The organism is Devosia sp., assembly GCF_036406155.1.
In the GTDB taxonomy this organism is placed as follows: Bacteria; Pseudomonadota; Alphaproteobacteria; order Rhizobiales; family Devosiaceae; genus Devosia_A.
Genome location: NZ_DASWVV010000127.1, coordinates 15091 through 38814, shown reverse-complemented (window position 1 = coordinate 38814; position 23724 = coordinate 15091). Strand labels below are relative to the sequence as shown.

25 protein-coding genes are annotated in these 23724 nt (G+C 67.8%); 14 read left to right on the top strand and 11 right to left on the bottom strand.

The genetic code is table 11. From position 1 onward, the window contains the following. Positions 1-138: 138 nt before the first annotated feature. A complete protein-coding gene (locus VGD93_RS07995; RefSeq protein ID WP_395010910.1) occupies positions 139-822 on the bottom strand; it encodes an outer membrane protein in 684 nt (227 codons plus the stop codon). A gap of 900 nt (positions 823-1722) precedes the next feature. Here VGD93_RS07995 and VGD93_RS07990 point away from each other — a divergent pair. Further along, positions 1723-2097 (top strand): endonuclease domain-containing protein, encoded by a 375-nt coding sequence (locus VGD93_RS07990; protein ID WP_395010908.1) that lies wholly within the window; start codon positions 1723-1725, stop codon positions 2095-2097. Positions 2098-2266: 169 nt separating this feature from the next. On the opposite strand, the gene VGD93_RS07985 is transcribed toward VGD93_RS07990, so the two are convergent. The 9 genes from VGD93_RS07985 to VGD93_RS07945 all read right to left on the bottom strand — a co-directional run bounded on the left by VGD93_RS07985 (position 2267) and on the right by VGD93_RS07945 (position 10653). Then, complete coding sequence (locus tag VGD93_RS07985) at positions 2267-3538, bottom strand: L-fuconate dehydratase (protein WP_395010906.1); 1272 nt, start codon at positions 3536-3538, stop codon at positions 2267-2269. A 165-nt stretch (positions 3539-3703) separates the two neighbouring features. Beyond that, the gene (locus VGD93_RS07980) at positions 3704-4435 is read right to left on the bottom strand and encodes an SDR family oxidoreductase (RefSeq protein ID WP_395010905.1); all 732 of its coding nucleotides are present in this window, start codon (positions 4433-4435) and stop codon (positions 3704-3706) included. A gap of 20 nt (positions 4436-4455) precedes the next feature. Then, complete coding sequence (locus VGD93_RS07975) at positions 4456-4785, bottom strand: type II toxin-antitoxin system HicB family antitoxin (protein WP_395010903.1); 330 nt, start codon at positions 4783-4785, stop codon at positions 4456-4458. A 94-nt stretch (positions 4786-4879) separates the two neighbouring features. Beyond that, positions 4880-5038 carry a hypothetical protein gene (locus VGD93_RS07970; protein ID WP_395010901.1) on the bottom strand — a complete coding sequence of 53 codons (159 nt, stop codon included), beginning with the start codon at positions 5036-5038 and terminating at the stop codon, positions 4880-4882. Positions 5039-5060: 22 nt separating this feature from the next. Beyond that, on the bottom strand, positions 5061-6170 hold the full coding sequence (locus tag VGD93_RS07965; RefSeq protein WP_395010899.1) for a mandelate racemase/muconate lactonizing enzyme family protein: 1110 nt from the start codon (positions 6168-6170) through the stop codon (positions 5061-5063). Between the two features lie 169 nt (positions 6171-6339). Then, on the bottom strand, positions 6340-7443 hold the full coding sequence (locus VGD93_RS07960; RefSeq protein WP_395010897.1) for an ABC transporter ATP-binding protein: 1104 nt from the start codon (positions 7441-7443) through the stop codon (positions 6340-6342). A 4-nt stretch (positions 7444-7447) separates the two neighbouring features. Beyond that, positions 7448-8242, bottom strand: coding sequence for a carbohydrate ABC transporter permease (locus VGD93_RS07955; RefSeq protein WP_395010928.1), 795 nt, complete (start codon positions 8240-8242; stop codon positions 7448-7450). Positions 8243-8307: 65 nt separating this feature from the next. Further along, positions 8308-9210, bottom strand: coding sequence for a carbohydrate ABC transporter permease (locus tag VGD93_RS07950; RefSeq protein WP_395010895.1), 903 nt, complete (start codon positions 9208-9210; stop codon positions 8308-8310). Positions 9211-9324: 114 nt separating this feature from the next. Continuing rightward, complete coding sequence (locus VGD93_RS07945) at positions 9325-10653, bottom strand: ABC transporter substrate-binding protein (protein WP_395010893.1); 1329 nt, start codon at positions 10651-10653, stop codon at positions 9325-9327. A gap of 145 nt (positions 10654-10798) precedes the next feature. Between VGD93_RS07945 and VGD93_RS07940 the strand changes: the two genes are divergently transcribed. Genes VGD93_RS07940 through VGD93_RS07905 form a run of 8 tightly spaced genes read left to right on the top strand, consistent with a single transcriptional unit; the run spans position 10799 to position 17183 of the window. After that, entirely contained in the window at positions 10799-11575 is a 777-nt protein-coding gene (locus VGD93_RS07940) for an IclR family transcriptional regulator (RefSeq protein ID WP_395010891.1), read from the top strand. Between the two features lie 10 nt (positions 11576-11585). Next, positions 11586-12425 (top strand): amidohydrolase family protein, encoded by an 840-nt coding sequence (locus tag VGD93_RS07935; RefSeq protein ID WP_395010890.1) that lies wholly within the window; start codon positions 11586-11588, stop codon positions 12423-12425. Further along, a complete protein-coding gene (locus VGD93_RS07930) occupies positions 12422-12751 on the top strand; it encodes an L-rhamnose mutarotase (protein ID WP_395010889.1) in 330 nt (109 codons plus the stop codon). Before VGD93_RS07935 ends, VGD93_RS07930 begins: the two co-directional genes overlap by 4 nt. 54 nt (positions 12752-12805) lie before the next feature. Beyond that, positions 12806-13888: a Gfo/Idh/MocA family protein gene (locus VGD93_RS07925; protein WP_395010887.1), complete on the top strand. Its 1083-nt coding sequence runs from the start codon at positions 12806-12808 to the stop codon at positions 13886-13888. Further along, entirely contained in the window at positions 13885-14439 is a 555-nt protein-coding gene (locus tag VGD93_RS07920) for a MaoC family dehydratase (protein WP_395010885.1), read from the top strand. Before VGD93_RS07925 ends, VGD93_RS07920 begins: the two co-directional genes overlap by 4 nt. 28 nt (positions 14440-14467) lie before the next feature. Next, complete coding sequence (locus VGD93_RS07915; RefSeq protein ID WP_395010883.1) at positions 14468-15616, top strand: CaiB/BaiF CoA transferase family protein; 1149 nt, start codon at positions 14468-14470, stop codon at positions 15614-15616. Between the two features lie 14 nt (positions 15617-15630). Then, on the top strand, positions 15631-16740 hold the full coding sequence (locus VGD93_RS07910) for an extracellular solute-binding protein (RefSeq protein WP_395010926.1): 1110 nt from the start codon (positions 15631-15633) through the stop codon (positions 16738-16740). After that, positions 16740-17183, top strand: a complete 444-nt coding sequence (locus tag VGD93_RS07905) for a MaoC/PaaZ C-terminal domain-containing protein (protein WP_395010881.1) — start codon at positions 16740-16742, stop codon at positions 17181-17183. Before VGD93_RS07910 ends, VGD93_RS07905 begins: the two co-directional genes overlap by 1 nt. Before the next feature lie 376 nt (positions 17184-17559). On the opposite strand, the gene VGD93_RS07900 is transcribed toward VGD93_RS07905, so the two are convergent. Next, positions 17560-18099: a hypothetical protein gene (locus tag VGD93_RS07900; protein ID WP_395010880.1), complete on the bottom strand. Its 540-nt coding sequence runs from the start codon at positions 18097-18099 to the stop codon at positions 17560-17562. Positions 18100-18326: 227 nt separating this feature from the next. Here VGD93_RS07900 and VGD93_RS07895 point away from each other — a divergent pair, with 227 nt between their 5' ends. The 5 genes from VGD93_RS07895 (at position 18327) to VGD93_RS07875 (ending at position 23556) form a co-directional block, all read left to right on the top strand. Next, the gene (locus VGD93_RS07895) at positions 18327-18737 is read left to right on the top strand and encodes a hypothetical protein (protein ID WP_395010878.1); all 411 of its coding nucleotides are present in this window, start codon (positions 18327-18329) and stop codon (positions 18735-18737) included. 127 nt (positions 18738-18864) lie between these two features. Next, complete coding sequence (locus VGD93_RS07890; RefSeq protein ID WP_395010877.1) at positions 18865-20862, top strand: vWA domain-containing protein; 1998 nt, start codon at positions 18865-18867, stop codon at positions 20860-20862. Positions 20863-20925: 63 nt separating this feature from the next. Then, entirely contained in the window at positions 20926-21834 is a 909-nt protein-coding gene (locus VGD93_RS07885) for a LysR family transcriptional regulator (protein WP_395010875.1), read from the top strand. A gap of 121 nt (positions 21835-21955) precedes the next feature. Next, positions 21956-22588, top strand: coding sequence for an NADPH-dependent F420 reductase (locus VGD93_RS07880; RefSeq protein ID WP_395010873.1), 633 nt, complete (start codon positions 21956-21958; stop codon positions 22586-22588). A 5-nt stretch (positions 22589-22593) separates the two neighbouring features. Next, positions 22594-23556: a glutathione S-transferase family protein gene (locus VGD93_RS07875; protein ID WP_395010924.1), complete on the top strand. Its 963-nt coding sequence runs from the start codon at positions 22594-22596 to the stop codon at positions 23554-23556. The last annotated feature ends 168 nt before the right edge of the window (positions 23557-23724 follow it).

The window sequence follows — 23724 nt, the reverse complement described above, 5'->3', positions numbered from 1 at the left end:
GCCAATGTTGCGGTCGTGCCACACCACCTCCTGGCGGAGGTCCGGTGGGCGCCCGCCCCACCCGGCAGACCCGGACGGGGCAGGCACGCATGTGCATTCGGGCCCGGCCGGCGGAGGTTGCCGGCCGGTTCTCCGGGATCAGAAGCGCCAGTTCAGTCCGACGGTGAACAAATGCTCAGTCAAAGCAATCGTCGGATCGGTGAAGGCAGGATTGTCATAGTCGTATTCCTGCTCGCCGAAGTCGGAGTAGCGGTAAGCCACGTCCACAGAGAGATCCTCGGTCGCCGCAATTTCGACACCCGCGCCGGCCGTCCAACCGAAGTGGGTTGCCGAGCCTTCGCCGTCGCCCCAAGCGGAGCCAACCACCTCACGGGTCGCATGTGCGAACGCCGCGCCGCCCGTCAGGTACGGCATGAAGGCGCCGCCATCGAAGCCCAACCGGGCGCGTAGAGAGCCCTGCCAGTCGATGGTGTGAGTGATGTCGCCGAAGACGCCGAAGTCCTCGGTGCCGCTGATATCCGACCAAGCGATATCGCCGACAATACCGACCACGACGCCGTCGCTGACGGTGAAATTGGCACCGAGCGCGGCGCCGAGCTTCCAGCCCGTGAGGTCGATGTCATTACCCGGATCGAGCGAAGTGTGATCGGCCTCGCCCCAGCCATAGCCGGCGAACACGCCGATATACGGGCCATCCCAGTTGCCGCCGACATCGACGACGCCGACGACGGGTTCTTCGATGATGAGATCCGCGGCCTGCACCGCGGAAGTCAGGGCCAGGGCGGAGACGCCCGCAACGAGAAACAGTGATAGACGTGTCATGGCTTTTTGCCTCCTTGGATGCTTGAAAGATACCGCCTGAGACTTGCAAGACAAGCAAATTGCTCACACTCGCCCACAATGACGTCACTGTTTGGTCGAATTGTTGCGAATCCACCACATAGGGACCATAGTCGCCATTATTCCTCTACAATATTGACCGCCGCATCGTACCGATCGGAGCGAGGGCCGGGCCCGCACGACTCTCACCCTGCCGCCAAATGCTTGCTGCCCAAGCGGATTCCGGCAATCGTCGCTGCCGCACGGGCGGGCGACAACTGGCCGGAACAGCAAAGGGCCGCCCCGGCTGGGGCGGCCCTCCCGATTTCGCGACGTCCGCGGGTCCGGCTGCTGCCCGGACCCCCGGCTTCATGACAGAGGCTGCTCCGTCACGCGGCGCGAGGCTCCAAGACCTGCGGAAATCGACGATTTCGAATCAGACATCGGACCACCTCCTCTCTTGCCTGTTGACGATGCACCCAAGGTGGGAGCGTGCGCCCGGCTCGACAAGCCCCATTTTCGGGGCGTCCGCTCCGACCCTCGGGCACCCTCCCGCGCAAGGGAAAAGAGTCGGCGCCTTCTCGCCTCGCGGGAGAAGGTGGCGCCGGATGAGGGGGCGGCGCGGTCGTGCCCAGGAACGAGACCCCCTCCCCGACCCTCCCCACGCTTCGCGGGGGAGGGTGACCGGGGCGGGACGGCGGCTCGGAGGCGGCTGCAACCTGTGCTGCGCCCTGCCCGTCACGCACGCATCGTCCCCCGGCCACGGAGCGAACACCCTCCCCCTTGCGGGGAGGGTTGGGGAGGGGGAGCCGCTCTTTTCCATACGTAGTCCTGCGAATTGCGTGGCCGCTACCGGATGCCCAACATTGCCGATGCAACACCGGAGGGCCGGGAGGGGCGTCCATGAGCACCGAACGGGCAAGGCAATTGCGGGCCAATTCCTCCGTTGCCGAACGCCGGATGTGGCGCATCCTGCACAGCTGGCGCACCGGCGGGTATCATTTCCGCAAGCAGGCCCAGATCGGCCCGTACTACGCGGACATCGCCTGCCATCACGCGAAGCTCGTGATCGAACTCGACGGCGACACGCACGCCACGGACGCAGCCGAGCGCCATGACATGCGGCGCGACGCCTTCCTGCGGGCGCAGGGCTACACGGTACTCCGCTTCGCCAATACCGACGTCATCGACAATCCCAACGGCGTTTTCCTCGTCGTCGAGGCCGCCCTGAAGGGCTGCCCGCAAAGTCCGCGCTGGCTGGCGCGGGGCGGTGACTGAAACACCCCCTCCCCGACCCTCCCCACGCTGACGCGGGGGAGGGTGAAGCGTGCCCGGCTGCCGGGCCGGCGGGTGTGACGGACTACGTTCCCGCCCGAGGCAATATCGTGCCCGAACCGCCGGGCGAACACCCTCTCCCTTGCGGGGAGGGTTGGGGAGGGGGCTGCCGTCAGCCGCGGAATTCGTACGCGGAAATGGATTGCGGCTTCATCTCGATGGAAAAGCTCGGGGCCGTCGGCGGCATGTAGGCGGCGTCGCGGATGACGCAGGGGTCGAGGAAGTGCTCGTGCAGATGGTCGACATACTCGATCACCCGGCCCTGCTTCGTCCCCGAAACGCACAGATAGTCGATCATGGCGAGGTGCTGCACATATTCGCACAGGCCGACGCCGCCGGCATGCGGCCATACCGGCAAATCGTACTTGGCCGCCATCAGCAGCACCGCCAGCACCTCGTTGAGCCCGCCGATGCGGCAGGCATCGATCTGCACGATGTCGATGGCGCCGCGCATGATGAACTGCTTGAACAGGATGCGGTTCTGGCACATCTCGCCGGTCGCGACCTTGACCGGCGCCACCGCCTCGCGGATCCTGCGGTGCCCTTCGACGTCGTCGGGGCTGGTCGGCTCCTCGATGAAGTAGGGGTCGAAGGGGGCCAGCGCGCGCACCCAGTCGATCGCCTCGCCGACCTCCCACACCTGGTTGGCGTCGATCATCAGGTAACGCTCGGGTCCGATGATCCGGCGCACGATCTCCAGCCGGCGGCGGTCGTCGTCCAGGTCGCGCCCCACCTTCATCTTGATATGGGAAAAGCCGGCCTCGACCGCCTCCTGGGCGAGGCGGGTCAGCTTCTCGTTGGAATAGCCGAGCCAGCCCGCCGAGGTGGTGTAGCACGGGTAGCCCTCGGCCTCGAGCCGCGCCATCCGTTCGGCCTTGCCGGCCTCGGCGCGACGGAAGATGGCGAGCGCCTCCTCCGGCGTCACGCAGTCGGTCAGGTAGCGGAAGTCGATGATCGAGACGAGCTGCTCGGGGCTCATCTCGCCCACCAGCTGCCACACCGGCTTGCCCGCCTCCTTGGCGAGGAGGTCCCACACGGCGTTGACCACGGCGCCGGTGGCGAGGTGCATGGCGCCCTTGTCGGGCCCGATCCAGCGCAGCTGGCTGTCGGAGGTGACGTGGCGCCAGAAGCGGCCGGGGTCCGCGCGAATCCAGTCGAGGTCGAGCCCGGCGACGCGCCCGGCGAGCGCCCGGATCGCCGCCACCACCACCTCGTTGCCGCGGCCGATGGTGAAGCTGAGCCCGTGCCCTTCAAGCCCGCCGTCGGTTTCGAGCACGACGTACGCAGCCGAATAGTCCGGGTCGGGGTTCATGGCGTCCGAGCCGTCCAGCGTGGCCGAGGTCGGAAAGCGCAGATCGTGGGTCTTGAGTGATGTGATCTTCATGGTGCGGTGCCCTTTGGCATGCCCCCTCACCCGCCCTTCGGGCACCCCCTCCCACAAGGGGAGAGGGCGATCGAACCGCGGGTCTTCAGTCGGGGGCCTTCTCCCCTTGTGGGAGAAGGTGGCGCGGCCGGCGGCCGAGCCGGATGAGGGGGAGCGATGTCATGCTCAGCCCGTCCAGCCGCCGTCGATGACGTGGACCTGGCCGGTGGTGTAGGTGGCGCCGGCGAGATAGACGGCGAGGTCGGCGATCTCCTCGGGCCGGCCGATGCGGCCGATCGGCTGGCGGGCGATGAAGGCCGTGCGCGCCGCCTCGAAATCGCCGGTCGCCCGCCAGCGCTCGTGCAGCGACGGGCTGTCCACCGTGCCGGGGCAGATGGCATTGACGCGGATGCCGCGGCTCACATAGTCCGCCGCGACCGATTTGGTCAGCCCGATCACCGCCGCCTTGGAGATGGAATAGGCCGCCCGGTTGGGCACGCCTTTGACCGAAGAGGCCACCGTCGCCATGTTGATGATGGCGCCGTCGCCGCGCTCGAGCATCTGCGGCAGCACCGCGCGGATGGTGCGCACCTGCGCCCTGGCATTGAGATCGAGGGCGAAATCGAGGTCCGCGTCGCTCATCTCGAGGATGGTGCCGTTGTGCACGACGCCGGCGCAGTTGAACAGCACGTCGATGCGGCCCGCCGCGGCGATGGCCGCGTTGACGGCCGCGGCGTCGAGCACGTCGAGCACCCGCGTGGTGACGCCGGCGACGCCATCGAGTTCCCTGAGTTTCGCCTCGTTGACGTCGGTGGCGATCACCGTGGCGCCGGCGGCGACGAAGGCGTGCACCGAGGCGAGCCCGATGCCCTGCGCCGCGGCGGTGATGAAGACTGTCTTGCCGCTGATATCGGCCATGTTCGCGCTCTCCGCTTGCTCTATTTCACGGCCCGTTCAAGGGCTGTGGTAACCCACTTGTTCAGGCTGACCCCTTCGCGTCTCGCGGCGAGCGAAAGCGCCTTGTGCAGCACGGGCGGCGTCCGCACGACGAATTGCCCGGAATAGGGCCTCTCCGGCTCTTCCCCCCGCTCGCGGCAGAACTGCAAATAGTCCTCGACCGAGTCCGCGAACGCCTGCTTCAACTCACCGGCCGATGCCCCCTGGAAGGTGATGACGTCGCGCAGATTGAGCACCTCGCCGTGGAAGATTTCGGCTTCCTCGTCGAATTCCACCGAGGCCTCGTAGCCCTTGTAGTGCATGATGGTCATGGCCTGATCTCCGCTTCGATCAGAAAGCGCCGGACCGACTTGACCGCGCCCTTGTCCGTTTCCTTGTGCGGGTGCGGCCGGTGGAACACCGCCCTCACGCCGTTGCAACGCGTATTCGCGATCCGTTGCCCTCGCCGACTTCCGCTCCGCAGGCCACGAGCAGCGCTTCGATGTCGCGCCAGGCGATCCCCGCCCGCACCGGATCGGCAAAGATCGCCTCGAGGGTCGACCGGTGCTTTCCTGTGAGGGACATATAGTATCACTTTTCAGTATCATCAAGCCGAAATTAGCGACCGCGAGCCGTCGACCGTCATGCGTTCGATGGCGTCGAAATCCCAAGCGATGCCGAGGCCGGGCTCGTCGCTGGGGACGGCCCTGCCGTTCTCGATTTTCATCCCTTTCCCGGTGATCGCGTCAAGCTGCGGGATGTACTCGACCCAGCGGGCGTTGGGCACGGCGGCGCACAGCGAGACGTGCAGTTCCATGAGGAAGTGCGGCGAGACGGCGATGTTGAAGGCCTCGGCCATGTGCGCGACCTTGAGCCACGGCGTGATGCCGCCGACGCGGCCGGCGTCGACCTGCACCACCGAGCAGGCGTGGCGCTCGAGATATTCGCGGAAATGCAGGTGCGAGTAGAGGCTCTCGCCCACGGCGATGGGGATCGAGGTGTGATCGGAGAGCCGCCGGTGGCCCTCGATGTCGTCGGCCGTCAGCGGCTCCTCGAACCAGCCGATGTCGAGCGGTTCGTAGGCGCGGGCGCGGCGGATGGCCTCGTCGACGTGGAAGGCCTGGTTGGCGTCGGTGAAGATCTCGAAGCCGGCCCCGACCGCATCGCGCACCGCGAAGATGCGGGCGACGTCCTCATGGATCGGCCGGCCGACCTTGAGCTTGCAGCCGCCGAAGCCATCGGCCTTGGCCCGCAGCGCATCCTCGACCAGCGCCTCGGACTCGAGATGCAGCCAGCCGCCTTCCGTGGTGTAGAGCGGGATGGCCGGCTGCGCCCCGCCCGCCATGAGGTGCAGCGGCTGCCCGAGCCGGCGGCACTTCAGGTCCCACAGCGCCGTGTCGATGGCGGCGAGCGCGATCGAGGTGATGGCGCCCACCGAGGTGGCGTGGGTCAGGAACAGCAGGTCTCGCCAGATGCGCTCGATCTCGAAGGCCTCGCGCCCGATGAGCGCCGGCGCCAGCGTGCGTGCCAGCAGCGCCATCACCGAATGCCCGCCGGTGCCGATGGTGTAGCTGTAGCCCGTGCCGGTCATGCCGTCGACATCGGTGATGCGGACGATCGGCGTCTCCTGGGAGACGAAGGACTGGATGGCGTCGACCCGCTTCACCTTGGGCTTGAGGTCGACCATGAGGAGTTCGACGCGCTCTATCTTGGCCATTGGACGATCTCCAGCGCCGGTGAGAAGGACCCCGACCCCCACCCTTGGCGCTTCGCACCGTCCCTCCCCTCAAGGGGGAGGGAGACGATGGAACCGCCACGCCGGTACCCGGGGCTTTCCGCTCCCCTCCCCCGTGAGGGGAGGGGCTGGGGGTGGGGGTCGTTGCGGATCATTCTCGAAGGCTCTTCCCGCTCGCCGCGTCGAATACGTGCAGCCGCGTGAGGTCGAGCGTGAATTCCAGCATCTCGCCCGGCTCCACCGGCCGCGGGTTGAGCATCTTGCCCTGCACTTCCCGGCCGCCGAGTTCGGTGAACAGGATGGTCTCGGTGCCCAGCGGCTCGGCGATGGCGACGCTGCGCCCGAGGGTGAGCGCCTGCCCCGCCTCGTGCAGCGAATGCCCCTTCGGCGCGAAGCTCTCCGGGCGGAAGCCGAGCACGACCGCCTGGCCCGCCGCCGCCTTCGCCGCGATTTCGACGGGCAGCGGCACCTCGATGCCGTCGGCGAGGCGGGCCACCGCGCGCCCGTCGGCCGCGGCGACGACGGCATCGAGCTGGTTCATCGGCGGCGAGCCGATGAAGCCGGCGACGAAGACATTGGCGGGCCGCTCGAACACGTCGGAGGGCGTGCCCACCTGCTCGACATGGCCGTCGCGCATGATGACGATGCGGTCCGCCAGCGTCATCGCCTCCACCTGGTCGTGGGTCACGTAGATGACGGTGGTTTTCACGCGCTGGTGCAGCTTCTTGATCTCGACCCGCATCTGCCCCCGGAGCTTGGCGTCGAGGTTCGAAAGCGGCTCGTCGAACAGGAACACGTCGGGGTTGCGCACGATGGCGCGGCCCATGGCGACGCGCTGGCGCTGGCCGCCGGAGAGGTGCTGCGGCAGCCGGTCCATATAGGGGCCGAGCCCGAGGATTTCCGCCGCTTCGTCGACGCGGCGGCGGATGTCGTCGGGCTTCTCGCCGGCGATCTTGAGCCCGAAGCCGAGATTGTCGCGCACGCTCATGTGCGGGTAGAGCGCGTAGGACTGGAACACCATGGAGATGTTGCGCGCCCGCGGCGGCAGGTCGTTCACCACGCGCTCGCCGATGCGGATGATGCCGTCCGAGATTTCTTCCAGTCCGGCGATCATCCTCAGCGTCGTCGACTTGCCGCAGCCCGACGGGCCGACCAGCACGACGAATTCATCGTGCGCCACGTCGAGGTCGATGCCGTGCACGACCTCCACCTTGCCGTAGCGCTTGACGACTTTTTCGAGGCGGACTTCTGCCACGCGACTACCCCTTGACGCCGCCGAAGGTGAGCCCGGCGATCAGATGCTTCTGGACGAGGAAAGTGAGGACCAGGGCCGGGATGATGATGAGCACGGCCATCGCGCTCATTCCGGTCCAGTCGACGGTGAACTGGGCGGTGAAATCCATGAGCCCGACCGGCATGGTCTTGGACGCCGTGGTGCGAGTCAGCTGGCTGGCCAGCGCATATTCGTTCCACGAGGTCAGGAAGGCGAAGATCGCCGCCGAGGCGAGGCCGGAGCGGGCGAGCGGGAACTCCACCTTCCAGAAGGCCTGCCAGCGGGTGCAGCCGTCGATCTGGGCGGCCTCGCTGAGATCGACCGGAATCTGCCGGAAGAAGCCATCTGTCAGCCAGATGGTGAACGGAATGTTGACCGCAAGATAGACCAGGATCAGCCCGAACGAGGTGTCGATCAGCCCCAGCCGGCTCCACAGGATGAACAGCGGCAGGCTCAGCGCCACCCCCGGCACGGTGCGGCTCAGCATGAAGCCGAGGAACAGGGTGGCCTTGCCGCGGAAGCGGTAGCGCGCGAAGGCGTAGCCGCCCATCATGCCGATGGCGATGGCGACGACGGTCGAAGTGATCGAGATCACCAGCGAATTGACGAAGTAGCTGGCGACCGGCAGCCCCTGCTGCGTCGGCAGCAACCCGAAGATGCCGAGGAAATTATTGAGCGTGAGCTGCTGCGGGATCCACACCGCCGGCCGCGCCAGCACCTCGATATTGGGGCGGAAGGCGGTGAGCACCACCCAGGCGCCCGGCACCACAAGGATCAGCATGGCGACGAAGATGCCGAGCCTGACGGCCCAGCGCTGCCACGGCTTCTCGATGCTCAGGGTCCGGCTCACTGCGCCCCTCCCATGAAGGCGCGGGCGCCGACCAGCTTCCTGTAGAAATAGAAGGTGAAGACGATGGACAGGATGATCGAGATGTAGCCCATGGCGTTGGCCATGCCCATCTGCGAGTTCTGGTAGCCGACCCGCGTCATCAGCGTCCAGATCAGCTCTGTGCGCCCCGCCGGCCCGCCATTGGTCATGATCCGCACCATGTCGTAGGCGCGCGCCACGTCGAGCGAGCGGATGGTCATGGCGATGAAGACGAAGGGCATGAGGAAGGGCAGCGTGATGTGGCGGAATACCTGCCAGGCGTTGCAGCCGTCGACCCTGGCCGCCTCGATCGGTTCCTTGGGCAGCGCCATCAGCCCCGCCAGCAGCAGGATGGCGAAGACCGAGGTCGACATCCACACCTCGGCGAAGATGATGGAGAAATTGGCCAGCGTGCCGTCGACCAGCCAGGGAATGGGCTGGCGGATGAGGCCGAGGTCGAACAGCGCGTTGTTCACCAGCCCGACGGCGTCGTTGAAGATGTACTTGAACTGGAAGCCGACGAGGATGGGCGAGAACATCATCGGGAACATCATGATGGTGCGGAGCGTGCGCTGCCCCCAGGTGATCCTGTTGACCAGCAGCGCCAGCCCGAGCCCGAGCACCATCTCGAGATTGAGCGCTATGGTGATGAAGACGACGGTGCGCCCGAACGCCCACCAGAAATCGTCATTGCCCAGCAGCCGCTGGTAGTTCCTCAGGCCGACGAACTGGAACAGCGTCTGCGGCCGCGTCAGGTTATAGCCGGTGAAGCTCGTCCAGAACGAGACCAGCAGCGGCACCAGCACCACCGCAAGGATCACCGCGATGGCCGGCAGCAGCAGCAGATAGGGGGTCGCGCGCGGCGAGCGCCAGAAACTCATCTTGGTGCCATGTCCTGCTGACGCGCCCCTGGATTCAAGTTGCTCCCTTCCCGCCTGGAGGGGAATGGATGGGCGGGCCGCGTCGAGAGGGGGACGCGGCCCGTCACGCCCCGCCTACTGCAGCAGGCCGGCGTCCTGCATGATCACGGTCGCCTCCTCGGCGGCGCCGTCGAGGGCCTCCTGCGGCGTCTTCTCGCCGACGATGGCAGCCTGCACGGCGGGCCAGATGACGTTCGAGACTTCGATCCACTGCGCGATCAGCGGCGGCGTGCGCGCCTCGGCAAGCGAGGCTTCCCACGCGGTGAACATTTCCGCCATGTGCGGCTTGCCGTTGGCCTTGAACCACTCCTTGACCTCGGCGAAGGTCTTCGTGCGGGTCGGCAGGTTGCCCGCTTCTGCCTCCATCATCTCGCTCTCGTCATTGGTGAGGAAGACGATGAAGGAGACCGCCGCCGGGATGTTGTCGCAGTTCTGCGTCACCGAGAAGGAATGCGAGCCCGACCAGCCGCCGCGCTTGCCGGACGTGCCGACCGGAGCGGTGGCGAAACCCAGTTCGCCGGCGATCTTGGACGAGGCCGGGTCGGAGAAGAACCCGGCAAAGCCCGGCCAGTCGAGGTCGATCGCGAGCTGGCCGGCGGCCATGGCCTGGCCGATATCGTCCCAGGTATAGTTGACGGTGCCGGCCGGTACCGCCTTGGCGTCGTAGAGGTCCTTGAACCACTGCACGGCGGCGACGCCCTCGGGCGAGTTGAAGATCGGCTTCCAGTTCTCGTCGAACATGTCGCCGCCATTGGCGCGCAGGATCTCCATGAAGCGCCCGCTCAGGCCCTCGTCCTTGCCGGCGAAAGCGGTGCCATAGAGATCGGGCGGGTTGGCGAAGAAGATCGCCTGCTGCTTGAATTCGTCGAAGGTCTTGGGCGGCGCCAGTTCGACCCCGAACTGCTCCTTGTACCTGGCCTGGTTCTCGGCGCTCTCGTACAGACTCTTGCGGTAGTAGAGGTTGGACACGTCGGTGACGCGCGGCAGCTGCACCAGGCGGCCGTCGACCTCGGCCGAGGCAAGCGTGCCCGGCACGTACTTGGCCAGTTCCTCGGCCGGGATGTGGTCCTTGAGATCGACATAGAGGTCGCCGTATTGCGGCGCGAAGCTGGTGTGGTTCGAGCCCACGCACCAGTTGATGGCGCCCGAGGCGATGTCCTGCTTGATCTCGCGGTCGAGGTCGAAATGGTTCTTGGAGGAGACGATCTCGACCTTGGCGCCGGTCATCGCCTCCCATTCCGGGATGCGGGTATAGAGCTTTTCGTACTGCGTGCCGCCGATCAGCTTCACCTTGAGCGTATAGCCCTCGAACTTGCCGTAGTCGAAGTCCTGCGCCCCGGCGATCCCGCCTAGCATGGCGAACGCACACGTCGCCAACAGCGCCTGCTTCAGTGTTCTCGTCATGGATTCCTCCTCCTCGGGGACCTCTCGCATGCCGCCTCCCAATGGGCTTGATCATGCATATGTGAAAAGTCTATTCGTAGGTAAGCATAGTTGACGCGAGGGCGTCAACCGATAGCATCCGCCGCACACGCTTACCGGAGGGGTCATGGCGGTCGCCGAGGAACTGGACAAGTATCGCGCGCCGGCGCTCGACAAGGGGCTCGACATCCTCGAGCTGCTGGCGGCGACGGAAGAGGGATTGAGCCAGGCCGAAATCGCCAAGGCGCTCGAGCGCTCCCCGAACGAGATCTATCGCATGCTCGACCGGCTGGTGCGCCGCGGCTACGTGCGCCGCACCGGCAGCGACCGCTACGAACTCACGCTCAAGCTGTTCGAACTGGCGCATGCCACCCCGCCGATCCGGCGGCTGGTGAGCCAGGCCCTGCCGGTGCTGCGGCGCTTCGCCCGCGAGGCCGGCCAGGCCTGCCACCTCGTCATCCATGACCGCAACATCCTCGTCGTGGTGGCCCAGGTCGACTCCCCCGGCTACTGGAACGTCTCGATCCGCGTCGGCTCCCGCATCGGCCTCGTCAATACCGGCTCGGGCCACGTGTTCCTCGCCTTCGCCACCCCGGAAGAACGCCAGCTCATGCTCGAGGATCTCGAGCGGCGGGCCAGCGAGCCGTTGACGCCGGCACTGGAGAAGCGCCTCGACCGGGTGCGCGCGCAGGGCTTCGAATCCATGGACAGCCTGCAGGTGGTTGGCGTCTCCAACCTGTCGGTGCCGATCTTCGGGCCGGCCGGCAGCGTCATCGCCGCCCTCACCTGCCCCTACACCAAGCGGCTCGACAAGCCGCAGGCGCCGTCGGCCGAGGCGGCACTCAAGCTGCTGATCGCGGCCGGCCACGAAATCTCGCAACGTCAGGACGCCGAACGCGCCTGAGGAGGAACCGATGCGCATCGTCGATACCCACCTGCACCTCGTCTACCAGGATCGCTTCTCCTATCCGTGGCTGGAAGGCGTGCCGGCGTTGAACCGGCAATGGACCGCCGACACCTATTTCGCCGAGGCGGAGACGCTCGGCATCGAGGCGGCGCTGCATATGGAAGTCGACGTCGCCGAGACGGACATGCTGGCCGAGACGGAATTCGTCACCCGCCTCCACCCCCGCATCGCCGGCGCCATCGCCGCGGCGCGCCCCGAGCACAAGGATTTCCGCGACCATCTGCAGCGCCTCGCCGAAATCCCCGGGCTGCGCGGCATCCGCCGGGTGCTGCACACCATGCCCGACGAGCTGTCGCAGACCGACCGCTTCGTCGAGAACGTCCAGCGCCTCGCCAACTACAAGCTGCCCTTCGACCTGTGCGTGCGGGCCGACCAGCTGCCGATCGGGACGCAGCTGGTGGCGCAGTGCCCCGACGTACAGTTCGTCCTCGACCATTGCGGCGTGCCCAAGGTAGCCGAGCAGGAGCTGGAGCCGTGGCGGACCCACATCCGCGAACTGGCGCGGCACCCCAACGTCGCGGCCAAGATTTCCGGCGTCGTCGCTTATGCCGGGCCGGACTGGACGCTCGAAACGCTGAGGCCCTTCGTCGAGCACGTCATCGACAGCTTCGGCTGGGACCGCGTGGTGTGGGGATCGGACCACCCCGTGTGCACGCTCACCGCCAACCTCACCCGCTGGGTGGAGGCCACGCGGGCACTCATCGCCGGTGCCAGCACCGACGAACAGGCCAGGCTCCTGCACCGCAACGCCGAGCGCATCTATCGTATCGAGGGAGAACGGGAATGAAGCGCTATGCTTCCGTCATTGGCATCCGTCCGGAGGCGATCGCCGAATACAAGCGCCTCCACGCGGCCGTGTGGCCGGACGTGCTCAAGCAGATCAAGGCGTCCAACATCTCCAACTACTCCATCTATCTCAAGGAGCCGGAGAACCTGATGTTCGCCTATTACGAGTACCACGGGACCGACCACGACGCCGACATGGCGGCGATGGCCGCCGACCCCAGGACGCAGGAATGGTGGGCCGTCTGCATGCCGCTGCAGGCGCCGCTGGGAACGCGCCGCGACGGCGAATGGTGGGCCGCGATGGAGGAGGTCTTCCACACCGACTGACCCGCCCCGCTTGCACCGTCGCCCCATATGTGAAACTATCATTCATAGAAGAATATGAGGCGGGAGGTGCAATTGGTGATCGAGGCAGCAAGCCTGCGGCAGCGCTGGCCGCTCCCGGCCACCCCGCGCCCCATCGTCGTCATCGGCGCCGGCGGCATCGTCAACGATGCCCACCTGCCGGCCTACCGCATGGCGCAACTGCCGGTCGCCGGGCTTTTCGACCTCGACGCCACGCGGGCCGCGGCCCTGGCGGAGAAGTGGGGCACCCGGGCCTTTGCCACGCTCGATGAGGCGCTCGCAACACCCGGGGCGGTCTACGACCTGGCCCTGCCCCCGGGCGCGCATCTCGACGTCCTGCCCAGGCTTCCCAGGGGCGCCACCGTGCTGCTGCAGAAGCCGATGGGCCGCAGCCTCGACGAGGCCACCGCCATCTTGCGACTCTGCCGCGAGCGCGATCTGGTCGCCGCCGTCAACTTCCAGTTGCGCTTCTCCCCCATGCTGCTCGCCGTCGCCGATGCGCTGGCGCACGGCTGGCTCGGGCGGCTGGTCGACGTCGAGATGCACCTGAACCTGGTGACGCCCTGGCATCTGTTCCCCTTCCTCAGGGGCATGGATCGGGTGGAAATCTCGGTGCATTCGATCCACTACCTCGACACCATCCGGGCGCTGCTCGGCAACCCGACAGGCGTGCAGGCGCGCACCCTCGGGCATCCGTCCACCGACCTGGCGCAAACCCGCACCTCGGCGCTGTTCGACTTCGCGCCCGACCAGCGCGTGCTGTTTTCGATCAACCACAACCACGATTTCGGGCGGAAATTCCAGGATGCGAGCTTCCGCTTCGAAGGCACGGAGGGGGCCGCGGTGGTCAAGCTCGGCGTCCTGCTCGACTATCCCGCGGGCGAACCGGACGAACTGTGGATCACCCGCAAGGGCGAGGCGTGGACGCAGGTCGAGCTGGTCGGCGGCTGGTTCCCGCACGCCTTCATCGGCACCATGAGCAACCTCATGCGCTACGCCGCGGGCGAGGACGACAGGCTTCATACCGGCGTCGAAGATGCGTGGCACACCATGGCTTTGGCCGAAGCGGCCTATGCCGCGGCGAAGGCGCCGGCGACGCCGGTGCGGGCGGCGCCATGAGCGAGTTCCAGCCGACCGTCGGGGTCTCTTCCACCCATCCCAAGACCATGCCGGACGCGCACGCCGCGCTGCCGGTGTGGAACGCCGAGAACTGGTACTACGAAGACTGGCAGGTTGGCCACAAGATCAGGTCGCTCCGCCGCACGATCTCCGAAGGCGAGTCGATGCAATTCAACGCCCTCGTCACGGACATGCATCCCTATGTCGCCGATGAGATATTTGCGGCAACGGAAGGACAGTTCGGCAAGCGGCTGGTGGCCGGGGCGTTCATCTTCTCCGCGGGACTGGGTCTAGTTGCCACCAACTGCGTCAACGCCTTCTCCTACGGCTACGACAGACTGCGCTTCATCAAGCCGACCTTCATCGGCGACACCATCTATACGATCCGCACCAATCTCGAAAAATTCCCGAAATACAAGGAGTTGGGCCTCTGCCGGGCGAGCTACGAGGTGTTCAAGGGCGAGGGCGAGCTGGTGCTCTATTGCGAGCATCTGCAGACCGTCAGGTACCGCAACCCCGCCGACTTCGCCGCACAAACACCCCCCCGATGAACGAATATGAACCATGGATGACCGGCAGATGATGCCCCTTCTTGACGGCCTCGTCGTCGTCGACCTGTGCCAGTTCCTCTCCGGCCCCTACGCCTCGCTCAGGCTGCAGGATCTCGGCGCGCGCGTGATCAAGATCGAGCGCCCAGACGGCGGCGACCTGTCCCGCCGCCTGTACCTGTCGGACACCGAGATCGGCGGCGACTCCACCATCTTCCACGCCATCAACCGGTCCAAGGAGAGCCTCGCGCTCGACCTCAAGGACCCCGCCGACCTCGCCGCGCTGAAGAAGCTCCTCACCCGGGCCGACGTGCTGCTGCAGAACTTCCGGCCCGGCGTCATCGCGCGGCTGGGGCTCGACTACGACACCGTCAGGGCGATCAATCCCGGCATCGTCTACGCCTCGATCACCGGCTACGGCGACGAGGGGCCGTGGGTCGACCGGCCCGGCCAGGACCTGCTGGCGCAGGCCCGCTCGGGGGTGATGTGGCTCAACGGCGACGCCGACCAGGGCCCGGTGCCCTTCGGGCTGGCCGTCGCCGACATGCTGGCCGGGGCCGCCGTGGCCCAGGGCGTGCTCGCGGCGCTGGTCCGGCGCGGCCGCACCGGCACGGGGGCCCATATCGAGACCAGCCTGATCGAGGCCCTGGTCGACTTCCAGTTCGAGGTGCTGACCACCCATCTCAACGACGGCCACCGGCCGCCGAAGCGCTCGGCCTTCCGTTCGGCCCATGCCTATCTCGCCGCCCCCTACGGGGTCTACCGCACCGCCGACGGCTGGCTGGCCATCGCCATGACCCCGATCGGCCGGCTCGCCGACCTGCTGCAGATCGAGGCGCTGGCGCCGTATCGCGACGACCCGGGCAGTTGGTTCACCGAGCGCGACGCCATCAAGCGCAGCATCGCCGGCCTGCTCGAAACGCAGCCGACGGCGCACTGGCTCGCCATCCTCGAGCCCGCCGACATCTGGTGCGCAAAGGTGCTCGACTGGCCGGAACTCATGGCTTCCGACGGCTTCAAGGCGCTCGACATGCTGCAGACCGTGACCCGCGAGGACAACGTCTCGATCGTCACCACCCGCTCGCCCCTGCGCATCGACGGCGAACGGGCCCGCACCCGCCGGGCCGCGCCCCTCATCGGGGAGCAGAGCCAGAGCATCCGCAAGGAGTTCGGGCTGTGACCAGCCTGCGCGGCATGACCTGGAACCACCCGCGCGGCTACGATCCGATGGTGGCCACGGCCGACGAATGGACGCGCCGGACCGGCGTCGACATCGCCTGGGAAAAGCGCAGCCTGCAGGACTTCGAGAGCTTTCCGGTCGAGGAACTGGCGCGGCGCTACGACCTCATCGTCATCGACCACCCGCATGTCGGCGAGATCACTGCCGGACGCTGCCTGCTGGCGCTGGACGTCCCCGGGCGCGAGGCGGAGCGTGCCGCCCTCGCCCGCGGCAGCGTCGGGCAATCCTATGCGAGCTACGCCTTCGCCGCTCACCAGTGGGCCTTCCCCATCGACGCCGCGGCGCAGGTGATGGCCTACCGCCCCGACATCATAGAGCAACCGCCGGTGAACTGGCGCGAGGTGGTCGAACTGGCGCGACTCGGCCGCGTCGTGCTGCCCATGCTGCCGCCGCACAGCCTCATGTGCTTCTTCACCTTCGCGGCCAGCCTCGGCACCCCCTGCGCCAACACCGGCCCCGGCGAACTGATCGAGGCCGAGGCCGGGGCCGAGGCCTATGAGCGGCTGCGCGAACTGACGGCGCTGATCGAGCCCTCGAACTTCGCCATGGACCCGATCGCCGCCTCCGAGGCGATGGCGCGCAAGGACGCGCTGGTCTGCGTCATGCCCTACGGCTACGGCTATGTGAGCTACGCGCGCGACGGCTTCCGCCCCGGCCGGCTGAGCTTTGCCAACATTCCCGCGCTTGGGCGCCACGGCCCCATCGGCTCCGCCCTGGGCGGCACCGGCATCGCCGTCTCCGCCTTCTCGGCCGCACCCGAGGCCGCACTCGACTATGCCTATTGGGTGGCGAGCGGCGAGGTGCAGCGCGGCCTCTACGCCGAGGCCGGCGGGCAGCCGGGCCATGCCGCCGCCTGGGACAACCCGGGGGTGAACGCGGCGACGGGCAGTTTCTACCGCGACACCCGCGCCACGCTCGAGGGCGCCTGGGTGAGGCCGCGGCACAAGGGCTACATGGACTTCCAGGAGGCGGCGAGCAAGCGCATCAACGCGGGCCTCATGACCGCGGCCCCGGCCCGCGAGGTCGTCGCCGCGCTCAACCACCTTTACTACGAGAGCTTCTGATGGAACGTCCCCGCCATTTCGAGGACTACCGCATCGGCGAGGAGCGCCGCACCTACGGGCGCACCATCACCGAGACCGACTTCGTGGTGCACGCCGGCCATACCGGGGATTTCTTCCCACACCACATGGACGCCGAGCAGATGAAACACAGCGAGTGGGGCCAGCGCATCGCGCACGGCACCATGACCTTCGCCATCGGCATCGGTCTCACCGCTTCCGAGATCAATCCGCTGGCCTTCACCTATGGCTACGAACGGCTGCGCTTCCCCAGGCCGGTCTTCATCGGCGACACCATCCATACCGTGCTGACCATTACCGGGCTCGATCCCGACCCGAAGCGGCCGGAGCATGGCCGCATCACCGAGCAGGTGCGGGTCGTCAACCAGCGCGGCGAGGTAGTGCTGGCCTGCGATCATATCTATCTGGCGCAACGCCGGGCATAACCCGGGCCGAAAGCTCGTCGCACCAGCATGCCCGGCGGATTCGAACGCCAGCCCCGGTCCGCGCCCGACCCAGGACCGCTCGTCGTATTGCGGATCATGTAGCGCTCTTTTTGGAAGATGACTATCGCCATGAAGTCGTTATGGAATTCACAACCAATAATAGATCGAAATAAATCTCATCAGGACTTTTCCCGACACGAGAAAGACTCGAACAATACCGACTGAGGTCGCCATTGGCGCGGCGGCCGATTCGGGCGAGTCTTGTGCTGCGCTGCTTTATGCACGCCTGGAGGCAATACGGCACGTTCGGGAAGCGACCCTGAACGTGCCGTCCAGGCTCGCTGCGGCGATCCAGGCCGCCGCCCGCAGCCTCCCGCTAGTTCTCCGCCCGCACCAGATAGCGCGAAGCCACCCCGCTCGAGGCGCCGTGGTGGCGGACCACCTCGACCCAGCCATGATCGCCGCCGGGCAGGTCCACCGGCCGGGCGGAAGAGGCGGACGCCACCACCCGGCGGGCGCGGCCGATGCTGCCGGCCCCGACCCGCACAGTGACGGCGGCCGGCGCCGCCGGCTCCGGCGACCGGGCCGGCCCGGCCGTGGCGGGGGCGTCCCCTCCGGCGACGACGACGGGCCCCAGCCGGACAGTGTGCAGGTCGGCGGCGGTCAGGGTCGGCGGCAGCGGCACCCGCCACAATTGCCGGGCCCTGACCGGATGTTCGGCGCTGCGCTGCGCCACGTGCTGCGCTGTCTGCTCGACCGCGATGCCGAGGCTGGCGCCAGTGACGAGCGCAGCCGCCGCCACCACCGCCAGATAACGGGCCAGCGTCCCTCCCGCTCCGCCCCCCAGGCGGAACGCCGCGGCGCCCGAGCGCAGGGCGACACTGGCGGAAGCAAGGCGGCGGAGAGGGGAAAGCATGGCGTCCACGGGGCTAGATTGTCGATGCAGCGCCAACGAATGCCCCCCGCCCCGCGTTCCCCGATCCCGCGGGGAAAATGCACGTCGGGCAGGGCCGATCGCCCCGCCGCCGCAACGCCCCCGTTTTCTCGCCCGGGCCGCCGATTTGTTCAGATAGCGTTCACAATTGCCGGAGTAGCACCGAATTCTTGCGGGTTTGCCCGCAAGACGTAAAAAGGGAAGATCAAATGAAGAAATTGCTGCTTCTGGCCGCACTTTGCGGCATGGCTACTCCAGTATTCGCGCAAAGTCCCTACGATGCGCTGCCGAGCGCCGACATCCTGGCCGCCGACGTGGTCAAGGTCTCCGACACCGTCCCGGCCATGGGCGAGCACTGGGCCAACCCCGCCACGCTGCCGCTCGGCCCGATCTATTGCGTGCACGAGGGCAAGATCGTCTGCCTCGAGTTCATGATCTCCCAGGAAGACTTCGCGGCCGGCAAGTCCTGGCCGGCGCTGACCGGCATGGCCGGCCTGCCCCCGGTGAACCACACCAATATCGGCTTCGAGCCGCACGGCCACGAGGGCTTCGAGGTGCCGCACTACGACATCCACATGTTCTTCCTCAGCCCCGAGGAAATCGCCAAGATCCAGCCGTAAGCGGCTGCCGATCCGGCACGCCGCGAGACAGCATCCCCAGGGATGAGCCTCGCGGCGGCCGCCGCCGGTTCCCAGGGCGGAAAAAACCGGGCATGGTGGCGCGCCATAGTTCGAGGGGGTCCCCGTCATGATCTGTCGCGCCATCGCCGCGTTTCTCTTGTGCATTGCGCTCGCCTTCGGCACCACTGCCGCCGTGGCCCAGGAGGCGCCGGCGGCGGGCAAGACCATCCTCGTGCTCGACGCCTCGGGCTCGATGTGGGGGCAGATCGACGGCGTCGCCAAGATCGAGATCGCCCGCGAGGTGATCGGCGGCCTGCTCGAGACGCTTCCCGCCGGGCTCGAACTGGGGCTTACCGCCTACGGCCATCGCGAGAAGGGCAATTGCGACGACATCGAATCGCTGGTAGCGCCGGCGGCCGGTACCGCCGAGGCGATCCGCGCCGCCGTTGCCGGGCTCAGCCCCAAGGGCATGACGCCGCTGTCGCATGCCGTGCAACTGGCGGCCGAGGAGCTCAAGTACGAGGAGCACAAGGCGACCGTCATCCTCGTCTCGGACGGCATCGAGACTTGCGAGGTCGACCCCTGCGCCGTCGGCGCCGACCTCGAGCGGCTCGGGGTCGACTTCACCGCCCACGTCATCGGCTTCGACGTGGCCGAGGAGGAGGCGCGGGCGCAGCTGCAGTGCCTCGCCGAAAATACCGGAGGCAGGTTCCTCACCGCCGCCAATGCCGACGAGCTCTCATCCGCCCTCGAACAGGTGAGCGCCGCCGCGCCGGAACCGGAGCCCGAGCCGGCGGCGGCTCTGCCCGCGGCGACGGTCGCGGCCGCCGCCGAGGCGCCCTTGGGTGCGACGATCCCCGTCGACTGGACCGGTCCCGACGCGAAGAACGACTATATCGCCGTCGCCCGGCCGGACGCGCGCGGCAGCGACTACGAGAACTACGCCTATACGCGCGAGGGCAGTCCGGCGCAGCTGCTGATGCCGGCGGAGCCCGGCGCCTACGAGATCCGCTACATCCGCCACGAAGGCGCCGAGATCCTCGCTCGCGCGGCCATCACCGTCGTCGAGGTCGAGGCCTCGGTTTCAGGTGCCGCCGAGGCGCCCTTGGGTGCGACGATCCCCGTCGACTGGACCGGCCCAAACGAGAAGGGCGACTATATCGCTGTCGCCCGGCCGGACGCGCGCGGCAGCGACTACGAGAACTACGCCTATACGCGCGAGGGCAGCCCGGCGCGGCTGCTGATGCCGTCCGAGCCCGGGGACTACGAGCTGCGCTATATCCTGCACCAGGACGCGACCATCCTCGCCACCGCGCCGATCAAGGTGGTGGCCGTCCAAGCCTCGGTCACGGCCCCCGCCGAGGCGGCCATGGGCGCGACGATTGCCGTCGACTGGACCGGCCCCGCCGAGAAGAACGACTATATCGCCGTCGCCCGGCCGGACGCGCGTGGCAGCGACTACGAGAACTACGTTTATACCCGCGACGGCAGCCCGGCGAAGCTGCTCATGCCGTCCGAGCCCGGCGACTACGAGCTGCGCTATATCCTGCACCAGGACGCGACCATCCTCGCCACCGCGCCGATCAAGGTCGTGGCCGTCGAGGCTTCGGTCGCGGCCGCCGCAGAAGCGGCCATGGGCGCGACGATCCCCGTCGACTGGACCGGTCCCGGCGAGGACGGCGACTACATCGCCGTCGCCGCGCCGGATGCGCGCGGCAGCGATTATGAAAACTATGTCTACACCCGCGACGGCAGCCCGGCGCAGCTGTTGATGCCGTCGGCGCCCGGCGAGTACGAGATCCGCTACGTCCTCAACCAGGATGCCAAGGTGCTGGCGACGACGCGCATCGAGGTGACGCCGGTCGCGGCCACGCTGGCGGCCGCCGGCCGCGCCCCCGCCGGCAGCGCGATCGAGGTGGACTGGACCGGTCCGGGCTACGACGGCGACTATCTCACCGTCGCCGAGCCGGGTAGCGCCGGCAGCGACTATTTCACCTATGCCTATGTGCGCGAGGGCAGCCCCCTGCGGCTCGAGTTGCCCGAGGCGGCGGGGACGTACGAGATCCGCTATATCCTCGACCAGGACGCGCGTATCCTCGCGACCCTGCCGGTCACCGTGGAATAGGCCGGAGAACGGGACGGCCGGGACGCCGAAACTCCGCTAGCATGCCGGCACGAGGAGGACCGGATGGATCGGCTCGAGTGCGACCGCATGTTTGTCGCGGTGTTTGAGGCGGGCAGCTTCGCCAAGGCGGCGGCGCGCCTCGGCACCAGCGCCGGACAGGCCTCCAAACTGGTTTCCCGCCTCGAGACGACGCTCGGCGTGCGGCTGCTGAGCCGGACCACGCGCTCGCTGTCGGCCACCGAGATCGGCCAGGCCTATTACGAGCGCATCCAGCCGCTGCTGGCCGAACTGGACGCCATCGACGTCTCCGTCAAGAACGCCTCCGGCGCCGCCTCGGGCCGCATCCGGCTGACGGCGCCGCTCTCCTTCGGCACCGGGCAACTGACCGAGGCCCTGCTCGATTTCGCGCGCGCCTATCCCGACATCCAGCTCGACGTCGGCTTCACCGACCGCGTCGTCAGCCTCGTGGACGAGGGGTTCGACGCCGCCGTGCGCGTCGGCCGGCCGGTGGATTCGAGCCTCATCGTGCGCAAATTGTGCGATGCGCGGGTGGTGCTGGCCGCGGCGCCGGCCTATCTGGCGGCGCACGGCACGCCGCTGCGCCCCGAGGACCTCGGCGGGCACGAATGCATCATCGACACCAATTTCCGCGAGCCGCTCACCTGGCAGTTCCGCGCCGCCGGGCAGGCGGTGGCCGTCACCGTGGGCGGGCGGCTGCATTTTTCCAATGCCGAAGCGTGCCTGACCGCCGCCGAGCACGGCCTCGGCATCGCCCGCCTGCCCAGCTTCGTCGCCGGCCCGAGCTTCGCCGCCGGGCGCACGGTGCCGCTGCTGGCCGCCTACGAGGACGACCCCTTCGGCATCTTCACCGTCTACCCGCCGGGGCGGCACCTGGCGCTGAAGGTGCGGGTGCTCATCGATTTCCTCGTCGCCCGCTACCGCGACGGCCCGCCCTGGGACCGCGGCTGGTGAGCTGATACCTTCCATATCGGCACGAATGTTATCCGATATCCGGGTCTACTCGCCAAAGTAGCAAGGGCTCATATCGCTCTCATCTGAACGGCGCCCCGCGCCAGCAACGAGGAGAGTTGAAATGAGCATTGCCATCCTGGGGACCGGCAACATGGCCAAGGGCCTCGCCGGAGTGTTCGACGCCGCCGGCTACGACGTCGTCATCGGCTCGCGCGACCCGCTGCGCGCCGCCGAGACCGCGCGCACGATCGGCCCGCGCGTCGCCGGAACCGGCCTCGCCGAAGCCGCCGCCGGCGCCGACACGATCGTGCTGGCGGTGCCCTTCGACGGCGTCGCCGACGTGCTCGCCGCCGCCGGGGACCTGAGCGGCAAGGTCGTCATCGACATCACCAACCCGCTGACTGCCGACTATGCCGGCCTCACCATCGGCCACAGCACCTCGGCCGCCGAGGAGATCGCCCGCCTGGTGCCCGGCGCCCGCGTGGTCAAGGCGTTCAACACCGTGTTCGCCGGCGTGCTGCAGGCGGGCGGCAAGCTCGGCGGGCAGCCGGTCACCGTGTTCGTTGCCGGCGACGACGAGACGGCCAACGCCGCGGTGGAGGCGATCGCCGCCAGGGCCGGCTTCGCCGTGCAGCAGGCCGGCGCCCTCGCCCGCGCCCGCTATCTCGAACCGGTCGCCGGCCTCAATATCGCGCTCGGCTATTTCCAGGGGCTGGGCACCGACATCGCCCCCACCTGGCAGAAGGCGGCGTGAGTCCGATGCTGGTCAATGGCAAATGGGCGGCCGACTGGCAGCCGGTGCAGGGCACCGACGGCAAGGGCGGCTTCGTGCGCGAGAGCGCCGGCTTCCGCAACTGGATCACGCCCGACGGCAGCGCCGGGCCGACCGGCGACGGCGGCTTTGCCGCCGAGGCCGGGCGCTATCACCTGTACGTGGCGCTGATCTGTCCCTGGGCCTCGCGCACGCTCGTCGCCCGCCACCTCAAGCGGCTCGAGAAGGTCGTCTCGGTGTCGGTGGTCGAACCGGCGCTGAGCGAGCAGGGCTGGCGCTTCGCCACCCCGGACGCTGATACCGGGGCCCGCTTCATGCACGAGATCTACACCCTCGCCGCCCCCGGCTATACCGGGCGGGCGACGGTGCCGGTCTTGTGGGACAAGCAGCGCCGCACCATCGTCAACAACGAATCGGCCGACATCGTGCGCATGTTCAACGCGGGCTTCGGCGCCCTCGCCGACGCCACGGTCGACCTCTATCCCGACCGCCTGCGCGACGCCATCGACGCGCTCAATGACGGCCTCTATCACGGCCTCAACAACGGCGTGTACCGGGCCGGCTTCGCCACCACGCAGACGGCCTACGAGCAGGCGTTCCACGACGTGTTCGACACGCTCGACCGGCTGGAGAAGCGCCTCGCGGGGCGCACCTTCCTCGTCGGTTCGCAGCTGACCGAGACCGATATCCGCGCCTTCGTGACGCTGGTGCGCTTCGACGTCGCCTATCACGGGCTGTTCAAGTGCAATTTGCGCCGGATCGCCGACTACCCCAACCTCAGCGCCTATCTCAAGCGGCTGCTGGCGATCCCGGGGTTCCGCGAGACCGTCGACATCGACCACATCAAGCGCGGCTACTATTCGATCAAGGCCCTCAATCCCTCGGGCATCGTGCCGCTCGGGCCGGACGTGCCGGAGATCGCCGAGGTCGAGCGCCGGCAGGCGGCGTAGAGCCCGGGCCGCTGCCGGCCGGATGGTGTTGCCTTTGGGCGACGCCGTCCGGCCGAACGGCGCCGCCTTGAACACGAGGGCGTGAGCCGCCCTTACTTCGGTCAATATTATTGACATATCAGCCGCATTCCCGCCTCCGCTTGCCGGAGGTCCCGCCGACGCTTTTTT

What these genes read in the sequence shown, in the direction of transcription:
- VGD93_RS07995 (WP_395010910.1), bottom strand. Translation starts at nt 822, where the DNA reads ATGACACGTCTATCACTGTTTCTCGTTGCGGGCGTCTCCGCCCTGGCC.
- VGD93_RS07990 (WP_395010908.1), top strand. Translation starts at nt 1,723, where the DNA reads ATGAGCACCGAACGGGCAAGGCAATTGCGGGCCAATTCCTCCGTTGCC.
- VGD93_RS07985 (WP_395010906.1), bottom strand. Translation starts at nt 3,538, where the DNA reads ATGAAGATCACATCACTCAAGACCCACGATCTGCGCTTTCCGACCTCG.
- VGD93_RS07980 (WP_395010905.1), bottom strand. Translation starts at nt 4,435, where the DNA reads ATGGCCGATATCAGCGGCAAGACAGTCTTCATCACCGCCGCGGCGCAG.
- VGD93_RS07975 (WP_395010903.1), bottom strand. Translation starts at nt 4,785, where the DNA reads ATGACCATCATGCACTACAAGGGCTACGAGGCCTCGGTGGAATTCGAC.
- VGD93_RS07970 (WP_395010901.1), bottom strand. Translation starts at nt 5,038, where the DNA reads ATGTCCCTCACAGGAAAGCACCGGTCGACCCTCGAGGCGATCTTTGCC.
- VGD93_RS07965 (WP_395010899.1), bottom strand. Translation starts at nt 6,170, where the DNA reads ATGGCCAAGATAGAGCGCGTCGAACTCCTCATGGTCGACCTCAAGCCC.
- VGD93_RS07955 (WP_395010928.1), bottom strand. Translation starts at nt 8,242, where the DNA reads ATGCTGATCCTTGTGGTGCCGGGCGCCTGGGTGGTGCTCACCGCCTTC.
- VGD93_RS07950 (WP_395010895.1), bottom strand. Translation starts at nt 9,210, where the DNA reads ATGAGTTTCTGGCGCTCGCCGCGCGCGACCCCCTATCTGCTGCTGCTG.
- VGD93_RS07945 (WP_395010893.1), bottom strand. Translation starts at nt 10,653, where the DNA reads ATGACGAGAACACTGAAGCAGGCGCTGTTGGCGACGTGTGCGTTCGCC.
- VGD93_RS07940 (WP_395010891.1), top strand. Translation starts at nt 10,799, where the DNA reads ATGGCGGTCGCCGAGGAACTGGACAAGTATCGCGCGCCGGCGCTCGAC.
- VGD93_RS07935 (WP_395010890.1), top strand. Translation starts at nt 11,586, where the DNA reads ATGCGCATCGTCGATACCCACCTGCACCTCGTCTACCAGGATCGCTTC.
- VGD93_RS07930 (WP_395010889.1), top strand. Translation starts at nt 12,422, where the DNA reads ATGAAGCGCTATGCTTCCGTCATTGGCATCCGTCCGGAGGCGATCGCC.
- VGD93_RS07925 (WP_395010887.1), top strand. Translation starts at nt 12,806, where the DNA reads ATGAGGCGGGAGGTGCAATTGGTGATCGAGGCAGCAAGCCTGCGGCAG.
- VGD93_RS07920 (WP_395010885.1), top strand. Translation starts at nt 13,885, where the DNA reads ATGAGCGAGTTCCAGCCGACCGTCGGGGTCTCTTCCACCCATCCCAAG.
- VGD93_RS07915 (WP_395010883.1), top strand. Translation starts at nt 14,468, where the DNA reads ATGATGCCCCTTCTTGACGGCCTCGTCGTCGTCGACCTGTGCCAGTTC.
- VGD93_RS07910 (WP_395010926.1), top strand. Translation starts at nt 15,631, where the DNA reads ATGACCTGGAACCACCCGCGCGGCTACGATCCGATGGTGGCCACGGCC.
- VGD93_RS07905 (WP_395010881.1), top strand. Translation starts at nt 16,740, where the DNA reads ATGGAACGTCCCCGCCATTTCGAGGACTACCGCATCGGCGAGGAGCGC.
- VGD93_RS07900 (WP_395010880.1), bottom strand. Translation starts at nt 18,099, where the DNA reads ATGCTTTCCCCTCTCCGCCGCCTTGCTTCCGCCAGTGTCGCCCTGCGC.
- VGD93_RS07895 (WP_395010878.1), top strand. Translation starts at nt 18,327, where the DNA reads ATGAAGAAATTGCTGCTTCTGGCCGCACTTTGCGGCATGGCTACTCCA.
- VGD93_RS07890 (WP_395010877.1), top strand. Translation starts at nt 18,865, where the DNA reads ATGATCTGTCGCGCCATCGCCGCGTTTCTCTTGTGCATTGCGCTCGCC.
- VGD93_RS07885 (WP_395010875.1), top strand. Translation starts at nt 20,926, where the DNA reads ATGGATCGGCTCGAGTGCGACCGCATGTTTGTCGCGGTGTTTGAGGCG.
- VGD93_RS07880 (WP_395010873.1), top strand. Translation starts at nt 21,956, where the DNA reads ATGAGCATTGCCATCCTGGGGACCGGCAACATGGCCAAGGGCCTCGCC.
- VGD93_RS07875 (WP_395010924.1), top strand. Translation starts at nt 22,594, where the DNA reads ATGCTGGTCAATGGCAAATGGGCGGCCGACTGGCAGCCGGTGCAGGGC.